We start from the raw sequence: 25,549 nt of genomic DNA, 5'->3' as shown, positions 1-25,549 counted from the left end.
AAGGAAATTAAAGAGCCCAAATAAGATTTTACTGATATGACTTTTGAAAGTCAACCTCCTTATTTATCTTCATCGTCATCTCCAACGAAGCTGAGGTCATCTTCCACAATTTCTTCCTCTTCTTCATCCAGGTCATCCTCTTCATAATCACCATCGTAATCATCGTCATCATCAAGGTCAAGGTCTTCATCAGTAAGCTCAAGATCATCCTCGAGATTCTCATCTTCATCGTTGTATCCATCCTGCCCAAGCTCATCTTCAAGCACCTTGGAAGGTTTTTTCTTTTTCTTCTTCTTTTTGCGTTTCTGAGGCAGGTTGGCGATTTCTTCTTCCATCTGCTCTACAGGGTACCACTTTTTCAAGCCCCAACGGTTCGTCCCGATCGTCATGAAACGGCCGTCAATGTTCATATCTGTGTAGAACTGGGAAATGTACTCTTCATTCTGCGCTTTTGTGAAACCTTTCATTTTTGAAATCCGGTTAAAGATTTCATTGAAATCAATGGCTTCGCGCTCCTCTTCCAATATCATGGTCGCCAGTTCGATCATGGAAATTTCTTCAATCTTCTGTGGGCTGAGTTCTTTTACGCTCACGATTCAGCACTCCTTTATCTAGACAAAATAGAATTAATGACTTCATGGGCATACGAATCACATTTAATCATACCATCCATTATATGAGGTGCCTGTACAAAAATCAAATAGAGTCTGCCTCTTCTTTACTTTTCTAGCCAAAGCTGCATGAAAGTAAACCTTGTGCTGAAAAATAGAAAACAAACATAAGCCTTTGTGTTCCTGGAGATATCCTTTAAAATAAAAACGAGAATGCTCTATATAAGGAGAGACGATCAATGGAAAACCGCCCTTTTAACTGGACAGCCATCATTCTGACTGCTGCCGCTGTTGGAGTCTGGCTCTACTCAAGCTTCGGAATCATCCACTCCGAACACCTCGAGGAAGCAGAAGTGACGAAGAAAGTCCATAATGATGAAGGCTATTATGTCACGATTGATGAGAAGAAAGTATCTGTCAAGGATACGAGCACTTGGATGCTCCTTGAAGAAGGAGGAACCTACAACATTACGTATGAATGGTACGGCATGAAAAAACCGTATGTGACAGAAGTGAACCAGGCCCACGATGACGATCAGGTGGGCGGCCACTAAAACGATGCGTCTAAACTTATGTAAAACCCGTCCTGTGAGGAGATTTCCAAATCACAGGACGGGTTTTATCTTTCAGAACGGCCTACATGTTCCTTCTATACTGCCCCCCTACTTCATAGAGGGCGTTCGTAATCTGGCCGAGGCTGGCCACTTTGACGGTTTCCATCAGCTCAGCAAAAATGTTTCCACCGCCGGCGGCCGTCTGCTTCAGCCGATGCAGAGCCTCAGCAGCCGTCCGTTCATTCGACTGCTGGAAACGGCGCAGTTCTGTAATCTGATGATTCTTCTCTTCTTTCGAAGCACGGGCGAGCTCCATCGAATCGATTTCTTCTTCAGAAGGAGGATTTGGATTCAAGTACGTGTTCACTCCGATGATCGGCAGTTCACCTGAATGCTTCTTCCCTTCATAATACAACGACTCTTCCTGAATTTTCCCTCGTTGATACTGGCGCTCCATCGCACCCAGCACACCACCACGGTCGTTGATCCGTTCGAACTCCTGGAGAACTGCTTCTTCCACAAGGTCAGTCAATTCCCTTATAATGTACGCCCCCTGCAGGGAGTTTTCATTTTTCGTGAGACCGAACTCCTTGCTGATGATCATTTGAATCGCCATGGCCCTTCTCACCGACTCTTCGGTCGGTGTTGTAATGGCTTCATCATAGGAGTTGGTGTGCAGGGAATTACAATTATCCTGAATCGCAATTAATGCCTGTAGCGTCGTCCGGATGTCATTAAAGTCTATTTCCTGGGCATGGAGCGAGCGTCCGGATGTCTGAATGTGATACTTCAGCTTCTGACTCCGCTCATCAGCACCGTATTTATCCCGCATCACCACTGCCCAGATCCGTCTCGCTACGCGTCCAAGTACGGTGTACTCCGGATCCAGTCCATTGGAGAAGAAAAAGGATAAATTGGGTGCGAACTTGTTGATGTCCATCCCCCGGCTCAAATAATATTCCACATAAGTAAAGCCGTTCGCAAGAGTGAAGGCCAGCTGTGTAATCGGATTGGCCCCTGCTTCGGCAATATGATAGCCGGATATGGAAACGGAATAATAGTTGCGGACTTGATGGTCAATGAAATACTGCTGAATATCCCCCATCATCCGCAAGGCAAATTCTGTAGAGAAAATGCATGTATTCTGTCCCTGGTCCTCTTTCAGAATATCTGCCTGCACGGTGCCGCGGACGACATGGATCGTTTCCTCTTTTATCTTTTGTGCTTCTTCAGCTGTCGGCTCCCGTTCTTCTTCCTTCTTAAACTTGGCAAGCTGCTGGTCAACGGCTGTGTTGAAGAACATCGCCAGAATAATCGGAGCCGGTCCGTTAATCGTCATCGATACCGACGTCGTTGGATCGACAAGGTCAAACCCGTCATAAAGCTTTTTCATATCTTGAAGCGTGCAGATATTCACTCCGCTCTCGCCGACTTTCCCGTATATATCCGGCCGTTCATCGGGGTCCTCCCCGTAAAGGGTGACAGAATCAAAGGCCGTACTCAGCCGTTTCGCATCATCACCTTCGGATAAATAATGAAAGCGGCGGTTCGTCCGCTCCGGCGTTCCTTCTCCGGCAAACTGGCGCTTCGGATCCTCTCCCTTCCGCTTGAACGGGAAAACGCCGGCTGTAAATGGGAAAGCTCCTGGAACATTTTCCTGAAGAAGCCACGTTAACCGGTCTCCCCAGTCTTTGTAGTGCGGCAGGGCGACTTTCGGGATTTTCGTTCCGCTCAGACTTTCGGTTGTGAGGTCCATTGTAATGTCTTTGTTTCTCACTTTAAATGTATAGGTATCCCCGCTGTAACGTTCATGAAGACCATCCCAATCTTCCAGTTTGCCGAGGTCATGACGGTCGATGGTCCGTTCATAATCTTCCATTAAGCGGCGGAGGTTCTCTCTCACACCCTCATCCTCCACCATATCGAGGGTTCCCTGAAGCTGATAAAGCTTACTCGCCGCTTCCGCCTGTGTATCGGTGCGCTTATGATAATGGCGGACTGCCATGGAAATATCCCGCAGATACTGCTTTCTTTCATTCGGTATAATCACATTCTGCTTTTCCGCTTTTTGGTTCAGTGAAGAATAAGAAGTCTCATCCTCCCAGGCATAGGTTTCGTTCAACGTCTCAAGGAGAGCGGCGAACAATGTATTGGTGCCCGGGTCATTGAACTGGCTGGCAATGGTCCCAAAGACAGGAAAGCGGCTGTCATCTTCATGAAACAGCATATGGCTGCGCTGATACTGCTTTTTCACCTGATTAAAAGCATCTTCCGAACCCTTCTGCTCGAACTTATTAATGACGATGAAGTCAGCAAAATCAATCATGTCGATTTTTTCGAGCTGGGAAGGTGCCCCGAACTCCGCGGTCATTACATACATGGACAAGTCCGTAATATCTGTTACAGCGGCATCCCCCTGTCCGATCCCGCTCGTTTCGACAATAATGAAGTCTACACCAGCGGCTTTAACGACCTGGATGGCTTCTTCCACTGCCGTAGACAATTCTGAACGGGCCTCCCTTGTCGCCATGGACCTCATATAGACACGGGGATGGAAAATCGCATTCATCCGGATCCGGTCCCCAAGCAGAGCGCCGCCTGTTTTCTTCTTCGTCGGGTCGACCGACAGAACAGCGATTTTCTTCTCCGGGACTTCATGAATAAAGCGGCGGATCAGTTCATCGGTTAACGAACTTTTTCCTGCTCCCCCTGTACCGGTGATTCCAAGAACCGGGATCGTTTTATCCTGCGTTTTCTCAACTGCTGTTTCAAAGGCAGCTACGGCCTCGCGTTCTTCCTTGGATGTGTTTTCTACGTAGGTAATGAAGCGGGCGATCGCCTGGTGGCTCCCTTCAGATAAATCGGCCACCCCTTTTTCCACATCCAGTGGCGGGAGAAAATCACATTCCTCCATCATCTTATTGATCATCCCCTGCAGGCCGAGTGAACGGCCGTCTTCTGGAGAAAATACCCGGGCCACACCATACTCGTGAAGCTCCTTGATCTCTCTCGGAATAATCACACCGCCTCCTCCGCCATAGACACGGATGTGTCCCGCCCCTTTTTCATTCAAAAGGTCGACCATATATTTGAAATATTCTACATGTCCGCCTTGATAGGATGAGATGGCAATGCCCTGGGCGTCTTCCTGGATGGCGGCGTTGACTACATCTTCGACAGAACGGTTATGACCGAGATGGATCACTTCCGCACCGGTCGATTGAAGAATTCTCCTCATGATATTTATGGAAGCATCATGACCATCAAAAAGACTGGAAGCCGTTACGAATCGAACAGGATTTTTCGGCTTATAGATTATCGGTTGTTCCATTTCCGCTCTTCCTTTCTTTTTCAGCTGCTGCTACGCATGTCCCGCGCTGTCAGCCGGCTGTAATTCCTTCTGTCTCTTTCCCCAGTCCTCTTAGAAGCAGATGGATCTGGGTATCGGTATACGTTTCAATCGTAAAATTACGCTGCAGAATCCAACGCCTGAATCCCCACATCTGTCCCTGCACAAAAATATTGTTGGCCATTAAGCGTACTTCCGCTTCCGCGTACTCGCCCGGGAGACTGTTGATGATGACCTGCTCCAGCATGGCGACCATGTCACGCTCTTTCTGCAGGACATATTCCTGAGCTTCCCGTGACAGCGATTTCACTTCCTGATACATCACCAGAACCTCATCCTGCATATCGTCCATCAATTGAAAATACGATCGGACCGCCTGAATCAGACTTTTGACGGTTGTCTGTTCCGGGTCGATCGAAGCTTCCATTCTTTCTTTTACACGCTGATAAATAGAATCACAGACAAGAAACAATACATCCTCCTTCTTGCGGATGTACTCGTATAAGGTTCCAATACTGAAACCGGAAGCTTTGGCGATCTCCCGTGTCGTCGTTTTATGAAATCCCTTTTCCATAAACAGCGTGACGGCACCCTTGATCATCTGATTCCGCCGCTTCACAATCAATGCTTCGTCTTTGATGGTGGATGGTACCTGCTGATCTGTCACATCATTCATCCTTCCCAGCCCATTCCTGAAACCATGATCGGGCCAGCTGATAGGGGTCGGCGTCGGGATTTTGGAAGGCCTGTGTTTTCTCCGGGTCCTTCTCTACCGAAGATTTTACGTTCCGCCATATTTCTTCACGGATCAGATCATAGACTTCCAGCTGCAGCTGGTCTTTTCTCCGCTTCATCCCTGCCTCGGTTTCGTATAAATACGTACGATGATCCTGCACCTTTTCCCAGACGTCTGCCATTCCTTTGGATTCCGTGGCCACCGTCTCAACAATAGGCGGCTGCCACCCTTCCGGCTGAATGATCATCAAATATTCCTCGAGGGTCGATTTCAGCTTCCGCACGCCGGGGAGGTCTGCTTTATTAATAAGAAAGAGATCGGCAATTTCCATGATCCCGGCTTTGAAAATCTGAAGGACATCGCCACTGTTCGGTGTCAGGACAAGACCTGTGGTATCCACCACCTTCATCACATCCAGCTCCGACTGACCGACCCCGACGGTTTCCACAAGTACGACATCAAATCCGTAAGCATCACAGACCCGGATGCTGTCCTTCGTCGCTCTTGCCAAACCTCCCAGACTGCCTCTCGTCGCCATACTGCGGATGAAGATTCCAGGATCAAGAAAGTGCTGGTTCATTCTTGTGCGATCCCCAAGGAGAGCCCCTCCACTGAATGGACTTGTAGGATCGACAGCAATAACAGCGACCGTAAGCTCCTGCTTTCTTAAAAACGTCAGCAGGTGGTTGATCAAGGAGCTCTTCCCTGCCCCCGGGGAGCCTGTGATGCCGATATAGTGTGCCTTTTTCTGTATCGAAAAGATATCACTCATCAGTGGAAGCTTTTCCGGATCTTCATTTTCAACGAGCGTGATGGCACGGGCAAGCGCCCTCATATCCTGATTTTGTATTCGTTCCGCCAGCGGGTGCATCATCCATCACCTTCCTACTTCGTTACCATCCGGCCGATAACGAGACGTTGAATCTCCTGGGTCCCTTCATAGATCTGAGTGATCTTCGCATCCCGCATGTACCGTTCCACCGGGTAATCCTTCGTATATCCATATCCGCCGTGAACTTGAACCGCTTCTGTGGTTACCTTCATCGCCGTATCACCGGCAAACAACTTCGCCATGGCCGACGCCTTGGAATACGGAAGACCTTCAGATTCCAAATAGGCCGCTTGATACGTAAGCAGACGGGAAGCTTCGATTTCAGCTGCCATATCCGCGAGTTTGAAAGATATCCCCTGTAAAGCAGCGATCGGCTTGCCGAACTGCTCCCGCTCCTTGGCGTAGGCGACAGACTCATCAAGCGCCCCCTGCGCAATTCCTACAGCCTGGGCAGCGATGCCGTTTCTACCACCGTCCAGCGTCATCATCGCGATTTTAAAGCCCTGGCCTTCTCCACCAAGCAGGTTTTCCTTAGGAATCCGGCAGTCTTCAAAGATTAACTCTGTCGTCGGAGAAGAGCGGATACCGAGTTTTTTCTCTTTTTTCCCTGTGGAGAATCCCGGTGTGTCTTTTTCTACGATGAAGGCGCTGATGCCGCGGTTCCCTTCATCCGGATTCGTCTTAGCAAAGACGACATACGTATCAGCGACACCACCATTGGTGATCCACACTTTGTTTCCATTCAGTACATAGCTGTCACCGTCAAGCTTTGCCTGTGTGCGCATGGAAGACACATCACTCCCTGCCCCCGGTTCGGATAAAGCGTAGGCGCCAAGCTTTTCACCCGCAGCCAGTGGAGCCAGAAACTTCTTCTTCTGCTCTTCCGTTCCAAATGTATAAATCGGCCAGCTGGCCAGAGAAATATGCGCAGAAAGGGTGACGCCTGTGGAAGCACACACTCTGGAAAGCTCCTCCACAGCAATCACGTAACTGATGAAATCCGAACCGATGCCGCCATATTCTTCCGGCCATGGTATTCCCGTCAGCCCGAGTTCAGCCATTTTGTCGAAAATTTCACGATCAAAACGCTCCTCTTCATCCCGCTCTGCCGCTGTTGGTTCCACCTCATTCTTGGAAAAGTCCCGAACCATTTTTCTAAGCATTTCCTGCTCTTCTGTTAATGTGAAATTCATTTCTCCATCCTCCTAATCTCTCACCAGATGATTGCCGATGACGACACGCTGGACTTCGCTTGTTCCTTCGTAGATTTCACACACTTTTGCATCTCTGAAAAACCGTTCCACCGCATAGTCTTCTGTGTATCCGTAGCCTCCATGGACCTGAACCGCTTCAATGGCTGCTTTAACTGCTGTACGGGAAGCGATCAGCTTAGCGATCGATGCCTCTTTACTACACGGTTTTCCTAATGCCTGCATCGATGCTGCATTGTAGACCAGCAGTTTGGAAGCTTCGACTTCCGTGGCCATGTCTGCCAATTTGAAGGAAACCCCCTGCAGATGGGCAATCGGGCGCCCGAACTGCTCCCGCTCTTTTGCATAGGCGGCGGCATGCTCCAAAGCGGCTTCCGCAATACCAAGTGACTGGGCGGCGATGCCGATTCTTCCGATATTCAAATTGGAGAGGGCGATTTTATAACCTTCTCCTTCTTTACCAAGGAGCTGGGAAGCTGGTAGCTCACAGGCATCAAAGTTCAAAGAAACCGTACTCGACCCATGCATGCCCATTTTCCTTTCCGCTTTTCCAATCGAGAACCCAGGTGTGCCGCGCTCCACAATAAAAGCGCTCAAGCCTTTACTCGGAGACACTTCGGGATTCGTCCGCGCGAAAACGATGAAGGTATCTGCACTGCCTCCATTCGTAATGAACACCTTGGAGCCGTTAAGGATGTATCGATCTCCCTTTTTCTCAGCACGCGTCTTCAGGCTGCTGGCATCACTGCCCGCGCTCGGTTCCGTCAAAGCGAAGGCACCTAAATATTCACCCGATGCGAGTTTCGGGATGTATTTGGATTTCTGTTCTTCCGATCCGAAATATAAAATCGGGTGGGTCCCCACTGATGTGTGTACAGATAATATGACACCAAGGGTCGCACTTACTTTAGATAGTTCATGAATCGCAATGATATAGGAGGTATAATCCATCTCGGCTCCCCCGTATGCTTCAGGGATCGGGATCCCCATTAAACCGAGCTCCCCCATTTTAGGAATCAGTTCTTCCGGGAAGCGGTCTTCCTTCTCCATACGTTCAACGGCCGGTGCCACCTCATTCTGCGCGAAATCCTGTACCATCCGGCGCATCATTTTCTGTTCATCTGTCCATTGAAGCTCCACGGTCATCTCCCCTTTTCATCAGTTATTCATAGATGTAAAAACCGCGGCCGGATTTCTTCCCGAGCCATCCGGCTTTGACGTATTTACGGAGAAGCGGGCAAGGCCGGTATTTGCTGTCGCCGAATCCTTCATGAAGGACCTCCATGATAGAAAGGCATGTATCCAGTCCGATAAAATCAGCGAGTGTCAGTGGTCCCATCGGATGGTTCATCCCAAGTTTCATGACCGCATCGACATCTTCGGGTGAGGCGACGCCTTCATGGACGGTATAAATCGCTTCATTGATCATCGGCATCAAAATCCGATTGGAAACAAATCCCGGAAAATCCTCTACCTCTACCGGTGTCTTCTGCAGTTTTTCAGCCATTTCCTTCACAGACGCATACGTGTCATCGCTCGTTTGGATAGCTCTGATGATTTCCACCAGCGTCATGACCGGGACCGGATTCATAAAATGCATGCCGATTACTTGGTCCGGACGCTTCGTCGCTGCAGCGATTTCCGTTATCGGAAGAGAAGAGGTATTGGTCGCCAAAATTGCATGAGGGGGTGTAATTTCATCCAGCTGCTGGAATACATAGACCTTCACTTTCATACTTTCCACGACGGCTTCAATGACGAGATCGCAGTCAGAGGCCTCCTGCAGATCGGTCGTAATTGTCAGACGCTCCAACATCTCCTCACGCTTGCCATCGGTCATACGACCCTTCTCAACAGCTCTTTCCAGGCGCTTTTCGATCCCGGCCTGCCCTTTATTCAATGCTTCCTTCTCTCGATCATTCAATTTCACATGAAGACCAGCCTGGGCAAAAACTTGAGCAATCCCTGCGCCCATCTGGCCTGCGCCGATGACCATGACTTTATTTATTGACATTCCTGTGTCCTCCTTATTGTTTTGGTACTTCGATGAGAACGGCATCCCCCTGGCCGCCGCCTGAGCAGATGGCTGCAATCCCTGTGCCGCCGCCCCGGCGTTTCAGTTCATAAGCCAATGTCAAAAGGATACGGGCTCCGCTGGCCCCGATCGGATGGCCAAGAGCAACGGCTCCACCGTTGACATTCACTTTTTCCGGATCCAGACCGGCGATTTTCCCACTGGCCAGGGATACAGCGGCAAATGCCTCGTTTACTTCAAACAGATCGATCTCATCGATGGTTTTTCCGGATTTTTTCAACAGCTTATTGATAACAAGTCCCGGTGTCTGCGGGAAATCCTGCGCCTCCACAGCAATCTCATCATGGGCGAGAATTGCTGCCAGCACAGATGCTCCGGTTTCTTCAGCCTTTTCCTCCGACATTAAAACCATGGCACAGGCCCCGTCATTGACACCCGGTGCATTTCCGGCCGTAATCGTTCCTGTCTGGTCGAACACCGGCCGCAGTTTAGACAACGCTTCGATTGTTGTGCTCTTTCGAGGAGCTTCATCCTGATCCACGATGACAGGGTCCCCTTTGCGCTGGGAAATTTCCACTGGCGTAATTTCTTCTCCCAGCTTTCCCTCTTCCGTGGCCTGGACGGCACGCTGATGACTGCGGTACGCCCACTCATCCTGAGCTTCACGTGTCAGTTCATACTGTTCGGCTGTCCGGTTGCCGTAATTGCCCATATGGACGTTCTCGAATGAACAGGTCAATCCGTCATGCACCATCATGTCTTTCACAGACGCATCCCCCATCCGGAGACCCCAGCGCGCTTTCGGCATGAAATATGGCGCATTGCTCATGCTTTCCATACCGCCGGCGACGATGATTTCTTCTTCTCCAAGGCGGATGAACTGATCTCCCATCGTGACACTGCGCATGCCGGAGGCACACACTTTATTGACGGTTTCTGTTTTCACATCCCAGGGGATTCCAGCTTCACGAGCTGCCTGTCTGGAAGGGAGCTGCCCTTGTCCTCCCTGAAGAACGCTTCCCATAATCACTTCGTTCACATCCTCCACATGGACCTTCGCCTTCTTCAACGCTGCTTTAATCGCCATACCACCAAGCTGTGCCGCCGTCAGTGGTGCTAAAGCCCCTCCGAATTTCCCAAATGGTGTGCGTGCTCCATCCACGATGACTGTTTTACGCATTGTCATTCCTCCTCTTTTTTTGATAACGCTTACAAAATTGACGATTGAACGCTCGCTCAATATCGTCCCATAAGGAAAGTGTACATAAAATACTGTACACTTTCCACAATTTTTCAATCATTCTGTCATTTTTCCGTTTTTTAAACAAACGTTTAATTAAGCCGTTTTCTCCTCTGTGCTCTCAAAAATGGACTTCGCCAGAATTTCTGCAATATCCATCGTGCTGACCTCTTCTTCCACTTCCTTCGCTTTTGTTCCGTCTGACAGCATCGTCAGACAGAATGGACATCCGCTGGAAATCATTGTCGGCTCCACTTCCAGCGCCTGCTCGGTCCTGGCTACGTTCACACGATTCCCTGACTTTTCTTCCATCCACATCATGCCTCCGCCGGCTCCACAGCACATTCCGTTGGAACGGTTCCGCTTCATTTCCACGACCTCGACACCTGGAATCATCTCCAGAACTTCTCGCGGCGGCTGATAGACTTCGTTGTAGCGGCCAAGATAGCAGCTGTCGTGATAGGTGATTTTTTCTTTCACCACTCCCTGCGGTTTCAAGCGTCCTTCTTTCAACCATTCCGCCAGCAGCTCGGTATGGTGGTACACTTCGGCTTCCAATCCGAAATCCGGATACTCATTCTTAAAGATGTTATAGGCATGTGGATCAATGGTAATGATCTTCTTCACATCATTTTTCTCGAATTCCTTCATGTTCTTCTCCGCCAGCTCCTGGAAAAGGAATTCATTCCCCATCCGTCGGGCGGTGTCTCCGGAATTCTGTTCTTTGTTTCCCAGGATGGCAAACTTGATGCCTGCTTCATTCATCAGTTTCGCAAACGCCATGGCGATTTTCTGGCTCCGGTTATCGTAAGAGCCCATAGAGCTGACCCAGAATAAGTATTCGAACTCTTCCCCTGATTTCTTCAACTCTTTCACTGTAGGAATATGAACATCTTCATCCAGCTCTCTCCAGTCTTCTCTTTCCTTCTTGGAAAGACCCCATGGGTTCCCCTGGCGCTCAATGTTCATCATGGCACGCTGGCCGTCGGCATCCATTTTTCCTTCGGTCAGTACGAGGTAGCGGCGCAGGTCGATGATTTTATCAACATGCTCGTTCATAACCGGGCAGGCATCCTCACAGTTCCGGCAGGTCGTACAAGCCCACAGTTCTTCTTCTGTAATGACATCCCCGATCAGGCTTTTGTTCTGGACCGCTTCGAGCGTTGCTGCGGCCTCATCTGTCCCATGGCTCCGGGCCATTTGAGCGAGTGTATTCCCTTCTGTCCCGGAAAAAGCGTAGGCTGGGACCCACGGGGACTTTCCTGTAACAGCGGCTCCTTTTTCGGTAAGGTGGTCGCGGAGTTTCACAATCAGATCCATCGGCGACAGCATTTTTCCGGAACCGGACGCCGGACATACATTGGTACACCGTCCACATTCAACGCATGCGTAAAAATCAATCATTTGAAGCTGATTGAAGTCCTCGATCTTCCCTACCCCGAAGGATACGTCATCTTCATCGGCATCTTCATCCATTTCAAAATCAATGGACTTCAATTTCCCCGGCGGCTCCTCACGACTCAAAAAGACGTTCACAGGTGCAGCAAGAAGGTGGGCGTGCTTGGACTGCGGCACGTAGACAAGGAAGGTAAGCAGGATCAATAGGTGAATCCACCACATGACAAAGAATACCGTAACAGCTACAGGTTCCGGCACCCATCCGAAAGCGCTTGCAATAACGCTCGCAACAGGTTCTGTCCATGCTCCTTCATGGGCATGCCAGATCATACTCATGCCGTTTCCAACGAGGACGGTTACCATCAGTGTTCCAATGAAAATCAGGACAAGCCCGGCTTTAAATCCGCGCTTCAAACGAACAAGCTTTTCGATGTAGCGGCGGTGAAACGCCCAGATAACGGCGGTCAGAATAGTTAACGTCACCAGCTCCTGGAAAAACGTAAAGCCGGCGTAAAAAGGGCCGAGCGGAAGATGGGCATCCGGCACAAGTCCTTTATAGATAAAATCAATCGCTCCGAATTGCACGAGAATAAATCCATAAAACATCATAACGTGAATGATTCCGGATTTCTTATCCTTGAGCAGTTTCTTCTGCCCGAATACATAAATCCAGATTTTGCGTAACCGTGACTTCAGCTGTTTGTCATACTCGAATTTTTTCCCCAGTTTGATATAAGCGATACGAGTCTGAACCACACGGACAAATAAATAAAGTCCATAGATCAGGACACCAAGGAACAAAATCCAGTTTGCGACCAGCAGTGGATTCATAGGTTTTCCCCCTCTTTGTTATCATCGCACGAAGCGATTTCCCTTTTCTCCGATCAGAAACTTGAAATTTTCTGAATCTTATAGCTTAACTATAAATTATGAATGAGCATTCAGTCAACATTTTTTCTGTATTTTTCCTTTTGAAAAAGTCGAAAACGGGGAAACTATGTGGAAGAGTTTTTTAGGAGGCTATACTATCATGTTCTATATCATTCTATTACTAGCAGCCGCTCTTATTTTCCTGCTTTATATAGATTTTAAATTAGGAAGAGTCCGGCATCATAAACAGGCCCGTACGATACCATTGGAGGAAACGACGGGCAGCTATCACTTATTTAAGAACGGTTCCAGGCTGTATGAGCAGCTTTTCCGGGATATATCAGAAGCAGAAAAACAGGTGGATGTGCATTTTTTTCTTATTGAAAATGATTATATCGCGGATAATTTCCTTCAGGTGCTCAAAAACAAAGCGGCCGAAGGTGTCCCTGTCCGCCTGATGGGCGACCGTGTGGCCAGCTTTAAAATAACGAAAAAGCGCCGCAGCGAACTTGAAGAGGCCGGGGTGCGCTTCGCTTTTGCGGAAGTACCCGGCTTTCCTTACTTCTTCTACCGCCTTCAACGAAGAAACCATAGGAAAATCACTGTCATCGATGGAAAGATCGGCTATGTTGGCGGCTTTAATGTCGGAAAGGCGTACATTGGAGAATCGTCAAAATTCGGGGATTGGCGGGACTACCACATCCGAGCATACGGTCCGGTCGTTCATCAGCTCCATACGATTTTTCTTGATGACTGGTATCTGGCAACAGGGGAACAAGATACCCCCTTCCCTCCTTCAGAAACCGAGCATCCGTATCGAATGAGGGTTGTAGCGAGTGACGGCGTAGAGCTTGAGAAGGAATTCAGGAAAATGATTGATTCGGCTGAGCAGGAAATTTTAATCGGTTCGCCTTACTTCATCCCTACGCCTACGCTTCAGGAGGCTTTGAAAAAAGCATTGAAGCGGGACGTCTCGCTGCACATTATGATTCCGATGAAAGCGGACCATGCCTTTGTAAAGGAAGCAGCGGTGCCATATTTAAAAGAACTGAAGCAGGCTGGTGCTGACATACGTTTCTTTGATGCAGGCTTTTATCATTCAAAGGTCATTATGATTGACGGTCAGTTCGCCGACATTGGAACGGCGAACTTTGACCGGCGCAGCTTTTTCCTGAATAAGGAAGTGAATACCTACGTGTATGACGAAGCTTTCATTCAGGACTTGAGAGATGTCTATTTTGAGGATGTCGCGGACGCTGTTCCTTTCGATGACCGCTGGCTGAAAAAACGCTCGCTCGGAACGAGAATCAATCAAAAGATTGCTGTTCTGCTCCGCCCGTTTTTATAGACGTCATTTGAACAGCTCTGTGAACACTGGCCCGATCCATCCATACACTTTAAACCCAAGATAAATGCCAATGATACCGGCCACTCCCGCAAAGGCGGGCGGCGCCGGTATCGGCAGTTTTACAGCAGCAAATAACAACCCGACAACGAAACCGGTCAGTAATGCCAGCACCACTTCTTTTCCCACATGGATTCCTCCTTCTTCCGTCCTTTTCGTATATCATGTACTTCTTTCTCCACTCCATTCATCATTCCCTTTTCCTTATGACTGCGCCCATAAAAAAAGAACGCCTCTGCCTGATTATGCAGAGACGCCCTTTTCCTACTCTATGAGATTACATTTGATTTGGTGCAGATACACCAACAAGTTTCAGCGCATTGTTCAATGTGATCCGTACAGCCTTCATTAAGGCAATCCTCGCCGCTGTGCGCTCCGGATTGTCGCCATCCAATACTTTCACCGCATTGTAGAAGCTGTGGAGGGCAGAAGCCAGATCAAAGGCATACTGGGTCACCCGGTGCGGGGTACGTTTGTCGGCCGCATCCGCTACAACCTGCGGGAATTCCCCAAGCTTCTTCAGCAGGTCTTCTTCCTTCTCAGCCGTTAACCAGCTGTTATCGTAGTTCTCTTTCATGAGTCCTTTCTCTTCCGCCTGCTTCAACATCGTACAGATTCTTGCGTGCGCATACTGCACATAGTACACAGGGTTTTCATTGGACTCAGAACGGGCAAGATCCATATCAAAGTCCAGGTGGGAGTCACTGGAACGCATGGAGAAGAAATAGCGCATCGCATCGACACCGACTTCCTCCATCAGTTCTCTAAGTGTGACTGCTTTTCCGGTACGCTTACTCATTTTCACCTTTTCGCCGTCCTGGAACAAATTGACCATCTGGATGATTTCCACTTCCATCGTATCTTTTTCATAACCCAGTGCCTGGATGGCTGCTTTCATACGCGGGATGTAGCCGTGGTGATCCGCTCCCCAAATGTTGATGAGCGTATCAAAGCCGCGGTCCAGCTTGTTTTTATGATAGGCAATATCCGGCGTCAAGTACGTGTATGTGCCGTCGTTTTTAATAAGGACACGATCTTTATCATCGCCGAACTGTGTTGTTTCAAACCATGTGGCATCATCTTTATCGTACACGTATCCTTGATCCTTAAGGACTTTCAAGGCATCTGTAATCTGGTCACCCTGATACAGGGAGGTTTCAGAGAACCATTCATCAAATGGCACACGGAATTCTTCCAGATCGGTCTTGATTCGGTTTAAAAGGAACTTCAAACCATATTCACGGCAGAACTGAAGACGCTCTTCCTGCTCGGCTTCCGCCCATTTTTCACCGGTCTCTTCCGCGAGATTTTCTCCCAGCTGGATAATATCTTTCCCGTGATAGCCATCTTCCGGCATGTCCCAGTCACGGCCGAGCGCCTGCATGTAACGGGCTTCGAGAGACTTCGCCAGATTCATCATCTGGTTCCCTGCATCATTGATGTAGTATTCACGGGAGACGTCATAGCCGGCTGCATCCAATACGTTGCACAAGGAATCACCGACAGCTGCTCCACGGGCGTGTCCCAGGTGAAGGGTTCCCGTCGGATTGGCCGAAACGAACTCAATCTGGATTTTATGACCGTCTGCGCTGTTGGTGCGCCCATATTCACTGCCGGCTGACAGTACAGAAGGCACAAGCTCCGTCAAATACTGATTGTTCATGTAAAAGTTAATGAAGCCCGGGCCTGCGATTTCAATTTTTTCAATGGATGCTTTCGAATGGTCGAACTGCTCCACCAGTTCAGTTGCAATCGCACGCGGGTTCTTTTTCGCTACACGCGCCAGCTGCATGGCCATATTGGTGGCATAGTCCCCATGAGCTTTATCCTTCGGCTGTTCAAGCACCACTTCCGGCATTTCTCCTTCTCCGGCAAGCCCCGCTGCCAGCACAGAACGCACAATCTCTTCTTTCAGGTTCTGTTCCATTTGTTCAACGATATTCATGAATCGCTCTCCTCCTCAAACGTCAACGTCAGGCTGTGCTTCTGCGTCACCTCGTGATTTAACGTCATCGTATAGTTTAAAAACAGTCGTCCCTGCACGGATTCTTCCAGCGGGGTGTAGTCCAATTCTTTCGTGTAGGTTTTCATATGAAAATCACCATAGGTGTGGTGATAGAGATTCTCTGTTTCCATCAAAGGTTTAAAAACCTGGCGCATTTCCACACCGCCGGTACGCTTGATGCTTACATGCTCCGGTTTGATCGTCACCATTGTATGGACAGGCTCACCGTCTTCCGGGTGCTCCGTAAAGGTCAGCACCTGCGTACTGCCGCGGACTAAAAAACGGCCGGTCTCTTCGATTTCCATGGTCTCTCTGCGATCTTGATCCTGGATTTCGGTAACAAGCTGGACCTGGATGTCTTTTGCATTTGCAGGCATGTTTCTCCACCTTTTCTTTAACAGTTTTACGAACGAGTTATAACTAATCCATTATAAAAATTTCAGTTTAAAAACGCAAGCGCTGGTATCAGGAACTTGTCAGCAGACGAACATACCTCTCTATATCATCCACATAGGAAACGTGTGCCGGAACGGACCATGCGGTATATACCACAAGGATGGCCAAAACAACCGCCGCGTACCACTTAAAGGCTAGATGTTTCTTAAACGGACGCTGTGCAGGAGCAGCGATAAACAACAAGAGAGGCAGAAGAACAGCGATCACACCAAGGTCCACGCTCCATTGCTGTCTTTCTTCAGAAACCGCCAGCTGGAAGAGCAGGATATTGTTGATGTTCCCTTCCCTCTCCACTTCCATTTCTTCTTTATTCCATAATCCTTCTTCAATCGTCAGGGTGTTTTCATTCAATGTATAGCTGTAATTTGATGGGTTCCATTCCCCTGCAAAAGTGGCGGTGAAGAGAGCCACCATCACCAATGCATAGGCCGAAATGAGACCGATCCCTTTCTTCGTCAAAATGAAACGCTCCTTTATTCATGATTTCAGGCCCCGGGCCTGAAAATAGAAAAGCCACCGTGATCATCACAGCGGCTTTTCCTATTCTATCATTTATTGAACAAACCCTAAAAGCATTTCACGCATCAGTTTGCTGGCAGCAATCTGCGTTTTTTCCGAATGATCATAGGCCGGCGCTACTTCCACCAGGTCAGCCCCTACAATATTCATCTCACTTCCTGCCATGGCATGAATGGCCGCAAGCAGTTCCTTAGAAGAAATGCCGCCCGCTTCAGCCGTCCCCGTTCCTGGTGCACCGGCGGGGTCCAGCACATCAATATCAATCGTGACGTAAACCGGGCGACCGGCCAGTTCAGGAAGAACCTTCTGCAAAGGCTCCAGTACATCGAACTTGTACAAATGCATACCGGATTCAGCAGCATATTGGAACTCTTCCCTCATACCGGAACGGATACCGAAGGAGTAGACATTTTCCGCTCCGATGAGCTCACACGTCTTCCGGATCGGCGTCGAATGGGAAAGCACCTCTCCCTCGTATTCCTCCCGAAGATCCGCATGGGCATCAATATGAATGACGGCAAGGTCCGGGTATTTTTTGTAAACGGACTGAATGACCGGCCAGGAGACAAGGTGCTCCCCGCCCATCCCGAGCGGGAACTTGCCTTTCTCCATCAGTTCATCCATATAATCCTCAATAATAGCAAGGCTTCGGGCTGCATTTCCGAATGGCAGCAGCAGATCGCCTGCATCATGATAGCTGACCTCTTCCAAATGACGGTCCAGATAAGGACTGTATTCCTCAAGGCCGATGGAAGCTTCCCTGATCCGGTTCGGACCAAATCGGGAGCCCGGACGGAAGCTGACCGTCCAGTCCATCGGCATGCCGTAAATCACAGCGTCCGCTTCTTCTTCTGAAGCTCGGCTCATAATGAATACTTTTCCAGAGTAGGCTTCATCAAACCTCATGAATGTCACTCCTTCGTCAAGTCTTTCACAAATTTCGGCAGCGCAAAGCAGGCCTGATGGATTTCTTCGGTATAGTATTTCGTATCCAGTTCCGTGAAACGGTCTTCAGGAACCTGAAGGGGATGATGCGTCTTGCTTCCCATCGTGAATGTCCATAGTCCGCTTGGATACGTTGGAATATTGGCCGTATACACGTGGGTAATCGGAAATGTCTCTTTCACATCCCCGTACACCTGACGGATCAGATCTGCTTTGAACCACGGGTTGTCTGTTTGCGCGACAAAGATGCCATCCGCCTTCAGTGCTTTGGCAATGCCCTCGTAAAAGCCCTTGGAAAAAAGATTCACAGCAGGTCCGACCGGTTCTGTGGAATCAACCATGATCACATCGTATTCGTCCCGGCTTTGTGCAATATGCATGAATCCATCATCCACTTTGACCTCGACCCGTTCGTCTCCAAGCGTTCCTGCGATGGATGGCAGGTACTTTTTCGAATACTCGATGACCTTCCCGTCAATTTCCACAAGAGTGGCTTTCTTCACACTTTCATGCTTCAGGACTTCTCTAATCACACCGCCGTCTCCGCCGCCGACAACCAGCACATTCTCAGGACGGGGATGGGTGAATAAAGGGACATGGGCGATCATTTCGTGATATACGAATTCATCCTTCTCCGTCGTCATGACCATATCATCAAGCACGAGCATGTTTCCCCATTCTTCTGTCTCCAGCATTTCCAACTCTTGAAAATCTGTTTTCTCTTTATGAAGCGATCGATTCACTTTCGCTGTAATCCCGAAATGATCGGTCTGTTTTTCTGTAAACCATGTACCCATGAAGCATTTCTCCTTTTCATCTATACATCCGCCGGTGACGGGGATCCCCCTCCATACCGGTATTTAAAAAGCAAACAAGAAGTTTATTTTACTACGAATTCTCCCATAATAATAGCAGTCTTTCGATTCGGTGAACACAAAATTTTCTCTTTATAGTTGGGAGTATAAACAAGATGTGGTCATTTATCAAAACTTCTTACAAATGGCTGATCATCAGCCTTAAACTGACGGGAGCCGGTGCCATCCTCGGCGTGATCGCTGTCATTGCTGTAGTCATGACAGCGATTATCCAGGGCCCCCCGTCCTTGACGACGGAACAGAATACACTCATCTACGGCAGCAGTGGAGAGGTGATCGGGGAGGACAAAGGGGCCGAGGAAAGGTATTGGATCGCGATTGAGGATATGCCCCAGTCGATTAAGGACGCAACCCTTGCCATTGAAGACCGGCGGTTTTACAACCATTTCGGCTTCGATTTCAAACGGATTGCCGCTGCTGCCTTAACCGATTTAAAGCAGATGCGCATGGCCCAGGGAGCAAGCACGATTACCCAGCAGTATGCCCGCAACCTATATCTTTCGCACGATAAAACATGGAAACGCAAACTCTATGAGGCGATGTATGCCCTGCGACTGGAAATCTTCTATAACAAAGACGAAATTTTAGAGGGGTACCTGAACACTATTTATTACGGCCACGGGGCTTATGGCATTGAAGCAGCGAGCCGCCACTATTTCAGTAAGCATGCCGGGGAACTTTCCCTCACAGAAGCCTCCATGCTTGCCGGCATACCGAAAGGGCCCAGCTACTATTCTCCTCTGAACAATGAAGAGAAAGCCGTATCCAGGCAGGGGCAAATTTTAACGGAGATGGAGCGCCACGGCTATATTACTTCGACAGAAAAAGAGGAAGCTGTGGAAGCCAGCTTGAATTATGCGGATGGTCAGAATGAAAAGATACAGGAAACCGCTCCCTATTTTCAGGATGAGGTCATTTCCGAAGCAGCCCGGCTGCTGGGCGTGGACAGAGAAAGCATCCAGACTGGTGGGTACCACATCCATACGACTCTTAATGAAGAACATCAGGACACACTGGAAGAAATGGCCGCCCGGCACCTTCCAGACGGCCATGACGTCCAAACGGCCGCAGTCGTTATGGACAGCCGCACCGGCGCTGTCACCGCACTGATCGGGGGCAAAAATTATGAGGAAAGTCCGTTCAACAGGGCGGTTCAGGCAAAACGGCCGATCGGATCCACCATTAAGCCGCTGCTTTATTACAGTGCACTGGAGGCCGGAGAATCGCCGGTCACGATGCGCGAAAGCAAGCCGGTGGAATTCCCCGTCGAAGGAAAGAGCGACCCGTATGTTCCAGCCAATTTCAACGATCAGTATGCGGATAAGCCGATAACAATGGCTCAAGCTCTTGCTGTATCCGATAACATTTATGCCGTATCCACCCATATGGATATCGGTCCGGAAAAGCTTGTCGAAACGATGAAAACGTTTGGTCTAGAGGGGGCTTTTGAACCCCACCCCTCTCTTGCCCTAGGCTATTCATCCATATCCTTGTACGACATGATCACGGCGTACGGAAAGATGGTCAAAGGATCTGACTCTCTCGAAGGGCATACGATTGAAAAAATTACCGACCGGCATGAACATGTGTTATATGAATATGAACCGGTCCTTTTGAAAGATGACCCTGTCAATCAGGAAACGGCCTTTACCGTCACCCATATGATGACAGGGATGTTCGATCCGGCCCTTGATGCCTCTTACGCTTCTGTGACAGGCACACCTGTTAACGGAAAACTGACCCGGATGTATGGAGGCAAATCAGGAACTACAGATACGGACAGCTGGATGATCGGTTTCAGTCCGCAATACGTTACAGGTGTATGGATCGGCTACGATGAAGGAGGGCGCCCTTTGGAAACGTTCAATGATCACCGATATGCCAAGTCCATCTGGGCGGATACGATGGAGGGCATTCACGAAGCTCTCCCTTCAGCGGCTTTCGTACCTCCACCAGGTGTGAAGGGGGTCTACATTGACCCTGATACCGGCTACCTTGCCGGACCTGACTGCCCTCAGGAGCGGCTCGTCTACATGGAAAAAGCGGACATACCGAAAAAAGTATGCGGAGGCAGTGAAGAAAAGGATATCAATGATGAATTCGAGGACGACCCATGGTTTAAAGATGTCGTGGACTGGTTCTTCTAACCAAAAAAGTCCGATCTTCAACCAGCAATAGAAAAGCACGGAGAAAGCTCTTGTCACACAGTACTTGTACGCACGTTGTGTCTGAGGTCACGTTCCGCTTATCGGTGGATGCTTGCCGCGGGCACGGCCTCAGCTAACTTGGGTAGGAAAATCACCTGCCCAAGTGGATCTTCGGCTCGCGCTGTTCCCGCAGGCGTCACCACCGAACGCTTCTCGTGACCTACCCTATGGAGAGATGGACAAAAGATTGACCTTTTGTGAAACGGAAGGGGATCCTTGATTCTAAGATAATGCAGTCTGCTCCATGATCACGTTCATTCGCAAAAAGGAATGGTCGGATTTGGAGCGATAATAAAAAAGACAGAGAAAACGACCGGTCACAAGCCGGTCGTTTTCTCTGTCCTAGTCAAACATGTACGATCCATGTATTACTTAATATATTACCACGTCAAAGGTTCGTCAATACGAATCACAGAGATCTATCCGTATTTTATGAACATTCCGGTAAATCAAGCTCAGGCGATCGTTAAATCAATGATATCCTCCAAGGGAAAGCGGACCTGTTCCTTCGTTTCCCAGTGGATCCCTTTGACAACTCTTTCCCACCGGCTTACCTCCTGGACCTTCAGCAGACATTCTTCATAATCAAATCCATTATGGACCCTCAGACGGACGGTTAAATCATCCTTCACCGCCCTCTGCAGCAAAAAGTCGATTTCGACCGCCTTCTGTTCATCAATGATGCCTTTTTCCACGCGCTGATCCTCTTTCCACAGCTTTTTCACCATCTCCACATGTTCCGGCAGCATCAAAGACGTCCACTTAATGGTTCCTCGATCCCGATTACGATTATCCATCATGCCCCTCCTCAATCACGAACATTTGTTCTTATTCTATCATAAAAAAGGACAGCGTAAACTGGAAGTTACAGGAGAAGTGAAAAAAAGATCCCTTTCTCCAGAATACCTGAAAAAACGAGGCATAAAAAAAGCCGCCGGTTGTCCCGGCAGGCTTCCCTCTTATGAAACGCCTAACGCAGCCTTCAATTCCTGAGCCGTATTTTCCCAGAGCTCCGGTTTGAATTCACGAAGATATTCTCCAAGGATTTTTCTGCTCTTTTCATCCACATGCTCGACAACAAAGCGTCCTTTTAACGATTTGTCCATATGATTCACGTGCTCCGGCATCAGCTTATACCCTCGCTTGATGGAACGATCGACGATGATTTCACTGGCAGCCACTCCGTAGTAGCAGGGATTCCCTCCACGGTAATCCACCGTCACCCAGGCAATCCAGTAATGAAGGCCATTGGCCACCACGTCTTTATCTGTGATGAATTTGATCCGCTTCTCTACTTTACTGCGGGCATGAAGCGCCCCCATGTCCACATAAGCTTCTTCTTCATTGGGATCGACGATGACCGGGGTCATATTCTCAAGACTAATGGAGCCTACCCCGTAGCCGCCGTGCCCGTCTGTCGCATCATCTTTGATGATCGTAAATTGATTTTTCTTCTTATCACTGCTGTCACTATTTTTCTTAAACTGATCGAATTCTTTCATGATTCAGCGAACCTCCTTTACAAGCCCGTACGTTTTGCCCCTATTTTAACATAGAACCACCGGGATGGTGGAGTGAAAGGCCAGCGGTCACTCTTCCTTATTGGTCAAACGTTTGTTCAAGGCCAGGTATTCTTCCTTCAGCATAGAGAAGACAACCGTATCCTGAAACCTCTCCCCATCAAAATCCGTCTGACGAAGTGTCCCTTCCTCCTGAAATCCATATCGTTCAAGAAGTTTCCTCGACCCCTGATTTTCTGCAAATATATCTCCGACGATTCTGTTCAGCTGCAGCTCCTCAAACCCATACCGGAGAATGGCGGCCATCAATTCAGACATGACGCCTGAACGCTGATACCCGGGAGAGATGACTACTCCCATCTCCGCTTTCCTGTGCCAGTGATGAAGCTTATGAAACCGGAAAAATCCAATAACGTCTCCACTCGGGTCTTCGATCACCCAGGGGATTTCGCGCTTCTCCTCATAAACCGTCAAGTACGCTCCAACTTGTTTTCTCATCTCCTCGATATTCTGAACCGGATGGGCCGTGATATACTTCATCGTTCCGCCGTCCCCCATGAACGGGAACAAAGAAACGGCGTCTCCTTCACGCAGACCCCGAAGACGATAATGCTCGGTATGTAACGACGGTATGGCCATTTTCTCATCCTTTCCCAGGCAGTCCTGTTCTTCTGTGCAAGCCTTTTCCTCCAGGAGCATAAAAAAGATTGCCCTTCACACATACGCTCGGGCCAGGTGGAGGACAATCTAACGGCAGTAACGCAGTCCACATCGTTCTTCCCAATCTGAGAAACTGCGCTCTATTTTTTCTTTTCTCGAACCATACATCCATTTTCCTTCGCACGTCGTCTATGCGGAGCGTGACCATCCACACGACATACAAGACAACTCCAACGGACACGTACTTTTTATTCCTATCTAATGCATACCGCGGATCGTTTCGATGAAGGTCCAGCCTTCTTCAATGTCTTCGTCTGAATACTTCTGGGCACTCTTGACTGTAAACACTTTTTCGGCGACCTCTTCTTTCGGCAGGTCCTCAAAGAAAAGCATCGTTGAAACGAGCTCTAAAAACCTTGAGCTCCGTTCATTCATCAGATCAATGTGCTGATTCAGAGGCGGCAGGTCCATTTCATAATGCTTGAGAAAATCGCGGCCGCTGTCGGTCAGCTGATAGCGGTACTGGTAATAATTCTTCTTCTCTTCTCTCGTTTCCGTTACAAATCCCAGGTTGCACATTTCCTCTACCCGGAGCGTCAGTTCCTCTGAATAGGGGCCGTAAAAATGGAATTGGTACCGTTCCTCAAATGGGATTTCACACTTTTTCAAGATATAGATCATCTTCTGCAGTTTCTTCCTTCCGACGATTTCTTCCGTGCTTGAAAAAAACTGCATCAACTTCGCATGATTCTCCAACATGGAGGTTCACTCCTTATCCAAACAATATTTCCATAATCCGCTTCTTCGTTTTACTTCGATTGGACATTTCCTCAAGGCGGTCGAGAGGAATATACAGCTTATGATCCGTCCGTTTCTTCCCGGAAATCGACTCGACAATATCCGATAGTCTGGACAGCTCCTTCAATTCACCGCTCGGCTGCAGCAGATGAATCGGCAGGCGCTCCCCCTCTTCGCCGGGGCGGTAGAAATCATAAGGCAGGTCGGAACTGGAATCCACGACAAGGTAATAATCCGGGTTCAATCCCGCTTTGGTGAACAGCTTATACAGCTCCATCCATTCATTCATCTGGGCATTCGGATTGAATTCGATGTATTTGAACAGCCGCCGGTTCACAAACCGCTGGCAGAGATCACTCAATACATCGTCCTCTTCTTCCATCCACATCTGGAAATAATAAAGCACAACGGCTTCATCTAAAGCTAAATACTCCTTCAAGCTCGGTTTCCCTTCAAAAAAGGAAAGGAAATGGACCGGTTCCAGCTTGAATGTATAGCCATCGTCATACAGCTCTTTTGCCCGGTGCAGAATCTTTGTCAAAATGACTTCCGCACTGCGGGTGACCGGGTGGAAATAAACCTGCCAGTACATCTGGTACCGGCTCATAATGTAGTCTTCAACCGCATGCATGCCGCTTTCCTTCACTACGACCTGATCTTCCATCGGACGCATGACTCTGAGAATCCGCTCCATATCGAAATGACCATAGCTGACCCCCGTGAAGTAAGCATCACGCTGCAGGTAATCCATCCGGTCGGCGTCAATCTGGCTGGAAATCAAACTGACGACCAGCTTATTTTCATACGTTTTGTTAATGACATCGGCAACCTTTTTCGGAAATCCTTTTTCTACACGTCTGAGGACCTGATTAACCTCGGTATCCCCAAGCAGAATGGCCTGGGTGAATTCCTCATGATCCAGCTTGTACACCTTCTCAAAGGAATGGGAAAACGGGCCGTGGCCGAGGTCATGCAGAAGCGCCGCACAAAGACAAAGCAGCCGCTCCTCCTGGTTCCAATGCGGCCGGTCCTTGAAGTTCTCAATGATCCGTCTCACGATTTCATACACACCGAGCGAGTGGTTGAAGCGGCTGTGCTCCGCTCCATGGAACGTCAAATAGGAAGTTCCCAGCTGCTTCACACGTCGCAGCCGCTGGAATTCAGACGTTCCGATCAAATCCCATATGACCCGCTCCCGTACATGGACATAACGGTGAACCGGGTCTTTAAATACTTTTTCTTCACTTAGTTTCTCATCACGATAAGCCATCCGCTTGTCCTTTCCTGACGACATTTTTAACTATTATATACCTTTATATCCGA

At 48.8% G+C, this 25,549-nt stretch carries 23 protein-coding genes; 3 read left to right on the top strand and 20 right to left on the bottom strand.

Going from position 1 to position 25,549, the window contains the following annotated elements:
- Window positions 1–59: 59 nt before the first annotated feature.
- Window positions 60–593 (bottom strand): DNA-directed RNA polymerase subunit delta, encoded by a 534-nt coding sequence (rpoE, locus tag ACXAJH_RS09490; protein ID WP_474969769.1) that lies wholly within the window; start codon window positions 591–593, stop codon window positions 60–62.
- Between the two features lie 257 nt (window positions 594–850).
- On the opposite strand from rpoE, the gene ACXAJH_RS09485 reads away from it, so the two are divergent.
- Complete coding sequence (locus tag ACXAJH_RS09485) at window positions 851–1,165, top strand: hypothetical protein (RefSeq protein WP_474969770.1); 315 nt, start codon at window positions 851–853, stop codon at window positions 1,163–1,165.
- 82 nt (window positions 1,166–1,247) lie between these two features.
- Here the strand turns inward: ACXAJH_RS09485 and icmF are convergent, their stop codons facing one another.
- From icmF to ACXAJH_RS09445, 8 genes are all read right to left on the bottom strand, one after another.
- Window positions 1,248–4,496: a fused isobutyryl-CoA mutase/GTPase IcmF gene (gene icmF, locus ACXAJH_RS09480; RefSeq protein ID WP_474969771.1), complete on the bottom strand. Its 3,249-nt coding sequence runs from the start codon at window positions 4,494–4,496 to the stop codon at window positions 1,248–1,250.
- 49 nt (window positions 4,497–4,545) lie between these two features.
- On the bottom strand, window positions 4,546–5,181 hold the full coding sequence (locus ACXAJH_RS09475) for a TetR/AcrR family transcriptional regulator (RefSeq protein ID WP_474969772.1): 636 nt from the start codon (window positions 5,179–5,181) through the stop codon (window positions 4,546–4,548).
- A 1-nt stretch (window position 5,182) separates the two neighbouring features.
- Window positions 5,183–6,121, bottom strand: a complete 939-nt coding sequence (gene meaB, locus ACXAJH_RS09470; RefSeq protein WP_474972289.1) for a methylmalonyl Co-A mutase-associated GTPase MeaB — start codon at window positions 6,119–6,121, stop codon at window positions 5,183–5,185.
- 14 nt (window positions 6,122–6,135) lie between these two features.
- A complete protein-coding gene (locus ACXAJH_RS09465; RefSeq protein WP_027954700.1) occupies window positions 6,136–7,275 on the bottom strand; it encodes an acyl-CoA dehydrogenase in 1,140 nt (379 codons plus the stop codon).
- A gap of 12 nt (window positions 7,276–7,287) precedes the next feature.
- A complete protein-coding gene (locus tag ACXAJH_RS09460; RefSeq protein ID WP_474969773.1) occupies window positions 7,288–8,433 on the bottom strand; it encodes an acyl-CoA dehydrogenase in 1,146 nt (381 codons plus the stop codon).
- A 22-nt stretch (window positions 8,434–8,455) separates the two neighbouring features.
- Window positions 8,456–9,307, bottom strand: a complete 852-nt coding sequence (locus tag ACXAJH_RS09455; RefSeq protein ID WP_474993733.1) for a 3-hydroxybutyryl-CoA dehydrogenase — start codon at window positions 9,305–9,307, stop codon at window positions 8,456–8,458.
- A 13-nt stretch (window positions 9,308–9,320) separates the two neighbouring features.
- Entirely contained in the window at window positions 9,321–10,508 is a 1,188-nt protein-coding gene (locus ACXAJH_RS09450) for an acetyl-CoA C-acetyltransferase (RefSeq protein WP_474993732.1), read from the bottom strand.
- 156 nt (window positions 10,509–10,664) lie between these two features.
- Window positions 10,665–12,797: a heterodisulfide reductase-related iron-sulfur binding cluster gene (locus ACXAJH_RS09445; protein ID WP_474969776.1), complete on the bottom strand. Its 2,133-nt coding sequence runs from the start codon at window positions 12,795–12,797 to the stop codon at window positions 10,665–10,667.
- A gap of 199 nt (window positions 12,798–12,996) precedes the next feature.
- On the opposite strand from ACXAJH_RS09445, the gene cls reads away from it, so the two are divergent.
- The gene (cls, locus tag ACXAJH_RS09440; protein WP_474969777.1) at window positions 12,997–14,184 is read left to right on the top strand and encodes a cardiolipin synthase; all 1,188 of its coding nucleotides are present in this window, start codon (window positions 12,997–12,999) and stop codon (window positions 14,182–14,184) included.
- Window positions 14,185–14,187: 3 nt separating this feature from the next.
- On the opposite strand, the gene ACXAJH_RS09435 is transcribed toward cls, so the two are convergent.
- The 6 genes from ACXAJH_RS09435 to speE all read right to left on the bottom strand — a co-directional run bounded on the left by ACXAJH_RS09435 (window position 14,188) and on the right by speE (window position 18,963).
- On the bottom strand, window positions 14,188–14,370 hold the full coding sequence (locus tag ACXAJH_RS09435) for a XapX domain-containing protein (protein ID WP_474969778.1): 183 nt from the start codon (window positions 14,368–14,370) through the stop codon (window positions 14,188–14,190).
- A gap of 148 nt (window positions 14,371–14,518) precedes the next feature.
- Window positions 14,519–16,186, bottom strand: coding sequence for an arginine--tRNA ligase (gene argS, locus ACXAJH_RS09430; RefSeq protein WP_474969779.1), 1,668 nt, complete (start codon window positions 16,184–16,186; stop codon window positions 14,519–14,521).
- On the bottom strand, window positions 16,183–16,623 hold the full coding sequence (locus ACXAJH_RS09425; protein ID WP_474969781.1) for a YwiB family protein: 441 nt from the start codon (window positions 16,621–16,623) through the stop codon (window positions 16,183–16,185). Before ACXAJH_RS09425 ends, argS begins: the two co-directional genes overlap by 4 nt.
- Before the next feature lie 88 nt (window positions 16,624–16,711).
- Window positions 16,712–17,161 carry a hypothetical protein gene (locus ACXAJH_RS09420; RefSeq protein WP_474970842.1) on the bottom strand — a complete coding sequence of 150 codons (450 nt, stop codon included), beginning with the start codon at window positions 17,159–17,161 and terminating at the stop codon, window positions 16,712–16,714.
- A 93-nt stretch (window positions 17,162–17,254) separates the two neighbouring features.
- Entirely contained in the window at window positions 17,255–18,127 is an 873-nt protein-coding gene (speB, locus tag ACXAJH_RS09415) for an agmatinase (RefSeq protein ID WP_474969783.1), read from the bottom strand.
- A gap of 5 nt (window positions 18,128–18,132) precedes the next feature.
- Window positions 18,133–18,963, bottom strand: coding sequence for a polyamine aminopropyltransferase (gene speE, locus ACXAJH_RS09410; protein WP_474993730.1), 831 nt, complete (start codon window positions 18,961–18,963; stop codon window positions 18,133–18,135).
- 173 nt (window positions 18,964–19,136) lie between these two features.
- On the opposite strand from speE, the gene ACXAJH_RS09405 reads away from it, so the two are divergent.
- Window positions 19,137–21,188, top strand: a complete 2,052-nt coding sequence (locus tag ACXAJH_RS09405) for a transglycosylase domain-containing protein (RefSeq protein ID WP_474993728.1) — start codon at window positions 19,137–19,139, stop codon at window positions 21,186–21,188.
- A gap of 515 nt (window positions 21,189–21,703) precedes the next feature.
- Here ACXAJH_RS09405 and ACXAJH_RS09400 read toward each other — a convergent pair.
- The 5 genes from ACXAJH_RS09400 to ACXAJH_RS09380 all read right to left on the bottom strand — a co-directional run bounded on the left by ACXAJH_RS09400 (window position 21,704) and on the right by ACXAJH_RS09380 (window position 25,496).
- Window positions 21,704–22,045 carry a YolD-like family protein gene (locus ACXAJH_RS09400; protein WP_027954687.1) on the bottom strand — a complete coding sequence of 114 codons (342 nt, stop codon included), beginning with the start codon at window positions 22,043–22,045 and terminating at the stop codon, window positions 21,704–21,706.
- A gap of 162 nt (window positions 22,046–22,207) precedes the next feature.
- On the bottom strand, window positions 22,208–22,750 hold the full coding sequence (locus ACXAJH_RS09395) for a YwhD family protein (RefSeq protein ID WP_027954686.1): 543 nt from the start codon (window positions 22,748–22,750) through the stop codon (window positions 22,208–22,210).
- Window positions 22,751–22,837: 87 nt separating this feature from the next.
- Complete coding sequence (locus ACXAJH_RS09390; RefSeq protein ID WP_474993726.1) at window positions 22,838–23,407, bottom strand: GNAT family N-acetyltransferase; 570 nt, start codon at window positions 23,405–23,407, stop codon at window positions 22,838–22,840.
- Between the two features lie 279 nt (window positions 23,408–23,686).
- On the bottom strand, window positions 23,687–24,187 hold the full coding sequence (locus ACXAJH_RS09385) for a YwgA family protein (RefSeq protein ID WP_474969787.1): 501 nt from the start codon (window positions 24,185–24,187) through the stop codon (window positions 23,687–23,689).
- A 13-nt stretch (window positions 24,188–24,200) separates the two neighbouring features.
- The gene (locus tag ACXAJH_RS09380) at window positions 24,201–25,496 is read right to left on the bottom strand and encodes an HD domain-containing protein (RefSeq protein ID WP_027954683.1); all 1,296 of its coding nucleotides are present in this window, start codon (window positions 25,494–25,496) and stop codon (window positions 24,201–24,203) included.
- Between the last annotated feature and the right edge of the window lie 53 nt (window positions 25,497–25,549).

It is taken from the genome of Halobacillus sp. ABD4_316 (genome assembly GCF_056161385.1).
Note: the sequence above shows the minus strand (reverse complement) of the source record. Positions and strands in the feature narration are given on the sequence as shown.

Excerpts from the sequence above, each read along its gene's own strand:
- ACXAJH_RS09485 (WP_474969770.1), top strand. The coding sequence starts at position 851 with ATGGAAAACCGCCCTTTTAACTGGACAGCCATCATTCTGACTGCTGCC.
- icmF (WP_474969771.1), bottom strand. The coding sequence starts at position 4,496 with ATGGAACAACCGATAATCTATAAGCCGAAAAATCCTGTTCGATTCGTA.
- meaB (WP_474972289.1), bottom strand. The coding sequence starts at position 6,121 with ATGCACCCGCTGGCGGAACGAATACAAAATCAGGATATGAGGGCGCTT.
- ACXAJH_RS09465 (WP_027954700.1), bottom strand. The coding sequence starts at position 7,275 with ATGAATTTCACATTAACAGAAGAGCAGGAAATGCTTAGAAAAATGGTT.
- ACXAJH_RS09455 (WP_474993733.1), bottom strand. The coding sequence starts at position 9,307 with ATGTCAATAAATAAAGTCATGGTCATCGGCGCAGGCCAGATGGGCGCA.
- ACXAJH_RS09450 (WP_474993732.1), bottom strand. The coding sequence starts at position 10,508 with ATGCGTAAAACAGTCATCGTGGATGGAGCACGCACACCATTTGGGAAA.
- ACXAJH_RS09445 (WP_474969776.1), bottom strand. The coding sequence starts at position 12,797 with ATGAATCCACTGCTGGTCGCAAACTGGATTTTGTTCCTTGGTGTCCTG.
- cls (WP_474969777.1), top strand. The coding sequence starts at position 12,997 with ATGTTCTATATCATTCTATTACTAGCAGCCGCTCTTATTTTCCTGCTT.
- argS (WP_474969779.1), bottom strand. The coding sequence starts at position 16,186 with ATGAATATCGTTGAACAAATGGAACAGAACCTGAAAGAAGAGATTGTG.
- ACXAJH_RS09425 (WP_474969781.1), bottom strand. The coding sequence starts at position 16,623 with ATGCCTGCAAATGCAAAAGACATCCAGGTCCAGCTTGTTACCGAAATC.
- speB (WP_474969783.1), bottom strand. The coding sequence starts at position 18,127 with ATGAGGTTTGATGAAGCCTACTCTGGAAAAGTATTCATTATGAGCCGA.
- speE (WP_474993730.1), bottom strand. The coding sequence starts at position 18,963 with ATGGGTACATGGTTTACAGAAAAACAGACCGATCATTTCGGGATTACA.
- ACXAJH_RS09405 (WP_474993728.1), top strand. The coding sequence starts at position 19,137 with ATGTGGTCATTTATCAAAACTTCTTACAAATGGCTGATCATCAGCCTT.
- ACXAJH_RS09400 (WP_027954687.1), bottom strand. The coding sequence starts at position 22,045 with ATGGATAATCGTAATCGGGATCGAGGAACCATTAAGTGGACGTCTTTG.
- ACXAJH_RS09395 (WP_027954686.1), bottom strand. The coding sequence starts at position 22,750 with ATGAAAGAATTCGATCAGTTTAAGAAAAATAGTGACAGCAGTGATAAG.
- ACXAJH_RS09390 (WP_474993726.1), bottom strand. The coding sequence starts at position 23,407 with ATGGCCATACCGTCGTTACATACCGAGCATTATCGTCTTCGGGGTCTG.
- ACXAJH_RS09385 (WP_474969787.1), bottom strand. The coding sequence starts at position 24,187 with ATGTTGGAGAATCATGCGAAGTTGATGCAGTTTTTTTCAAGCACGGAA.
- ACXAJH_RS09380 (WP_027954683.1), bottom strand. The coding sequence starts at position 25,496 with ATGGCTTATCGTGATGAGAAACTAAGTGAAGAAAAAGTATTTAAAGAC.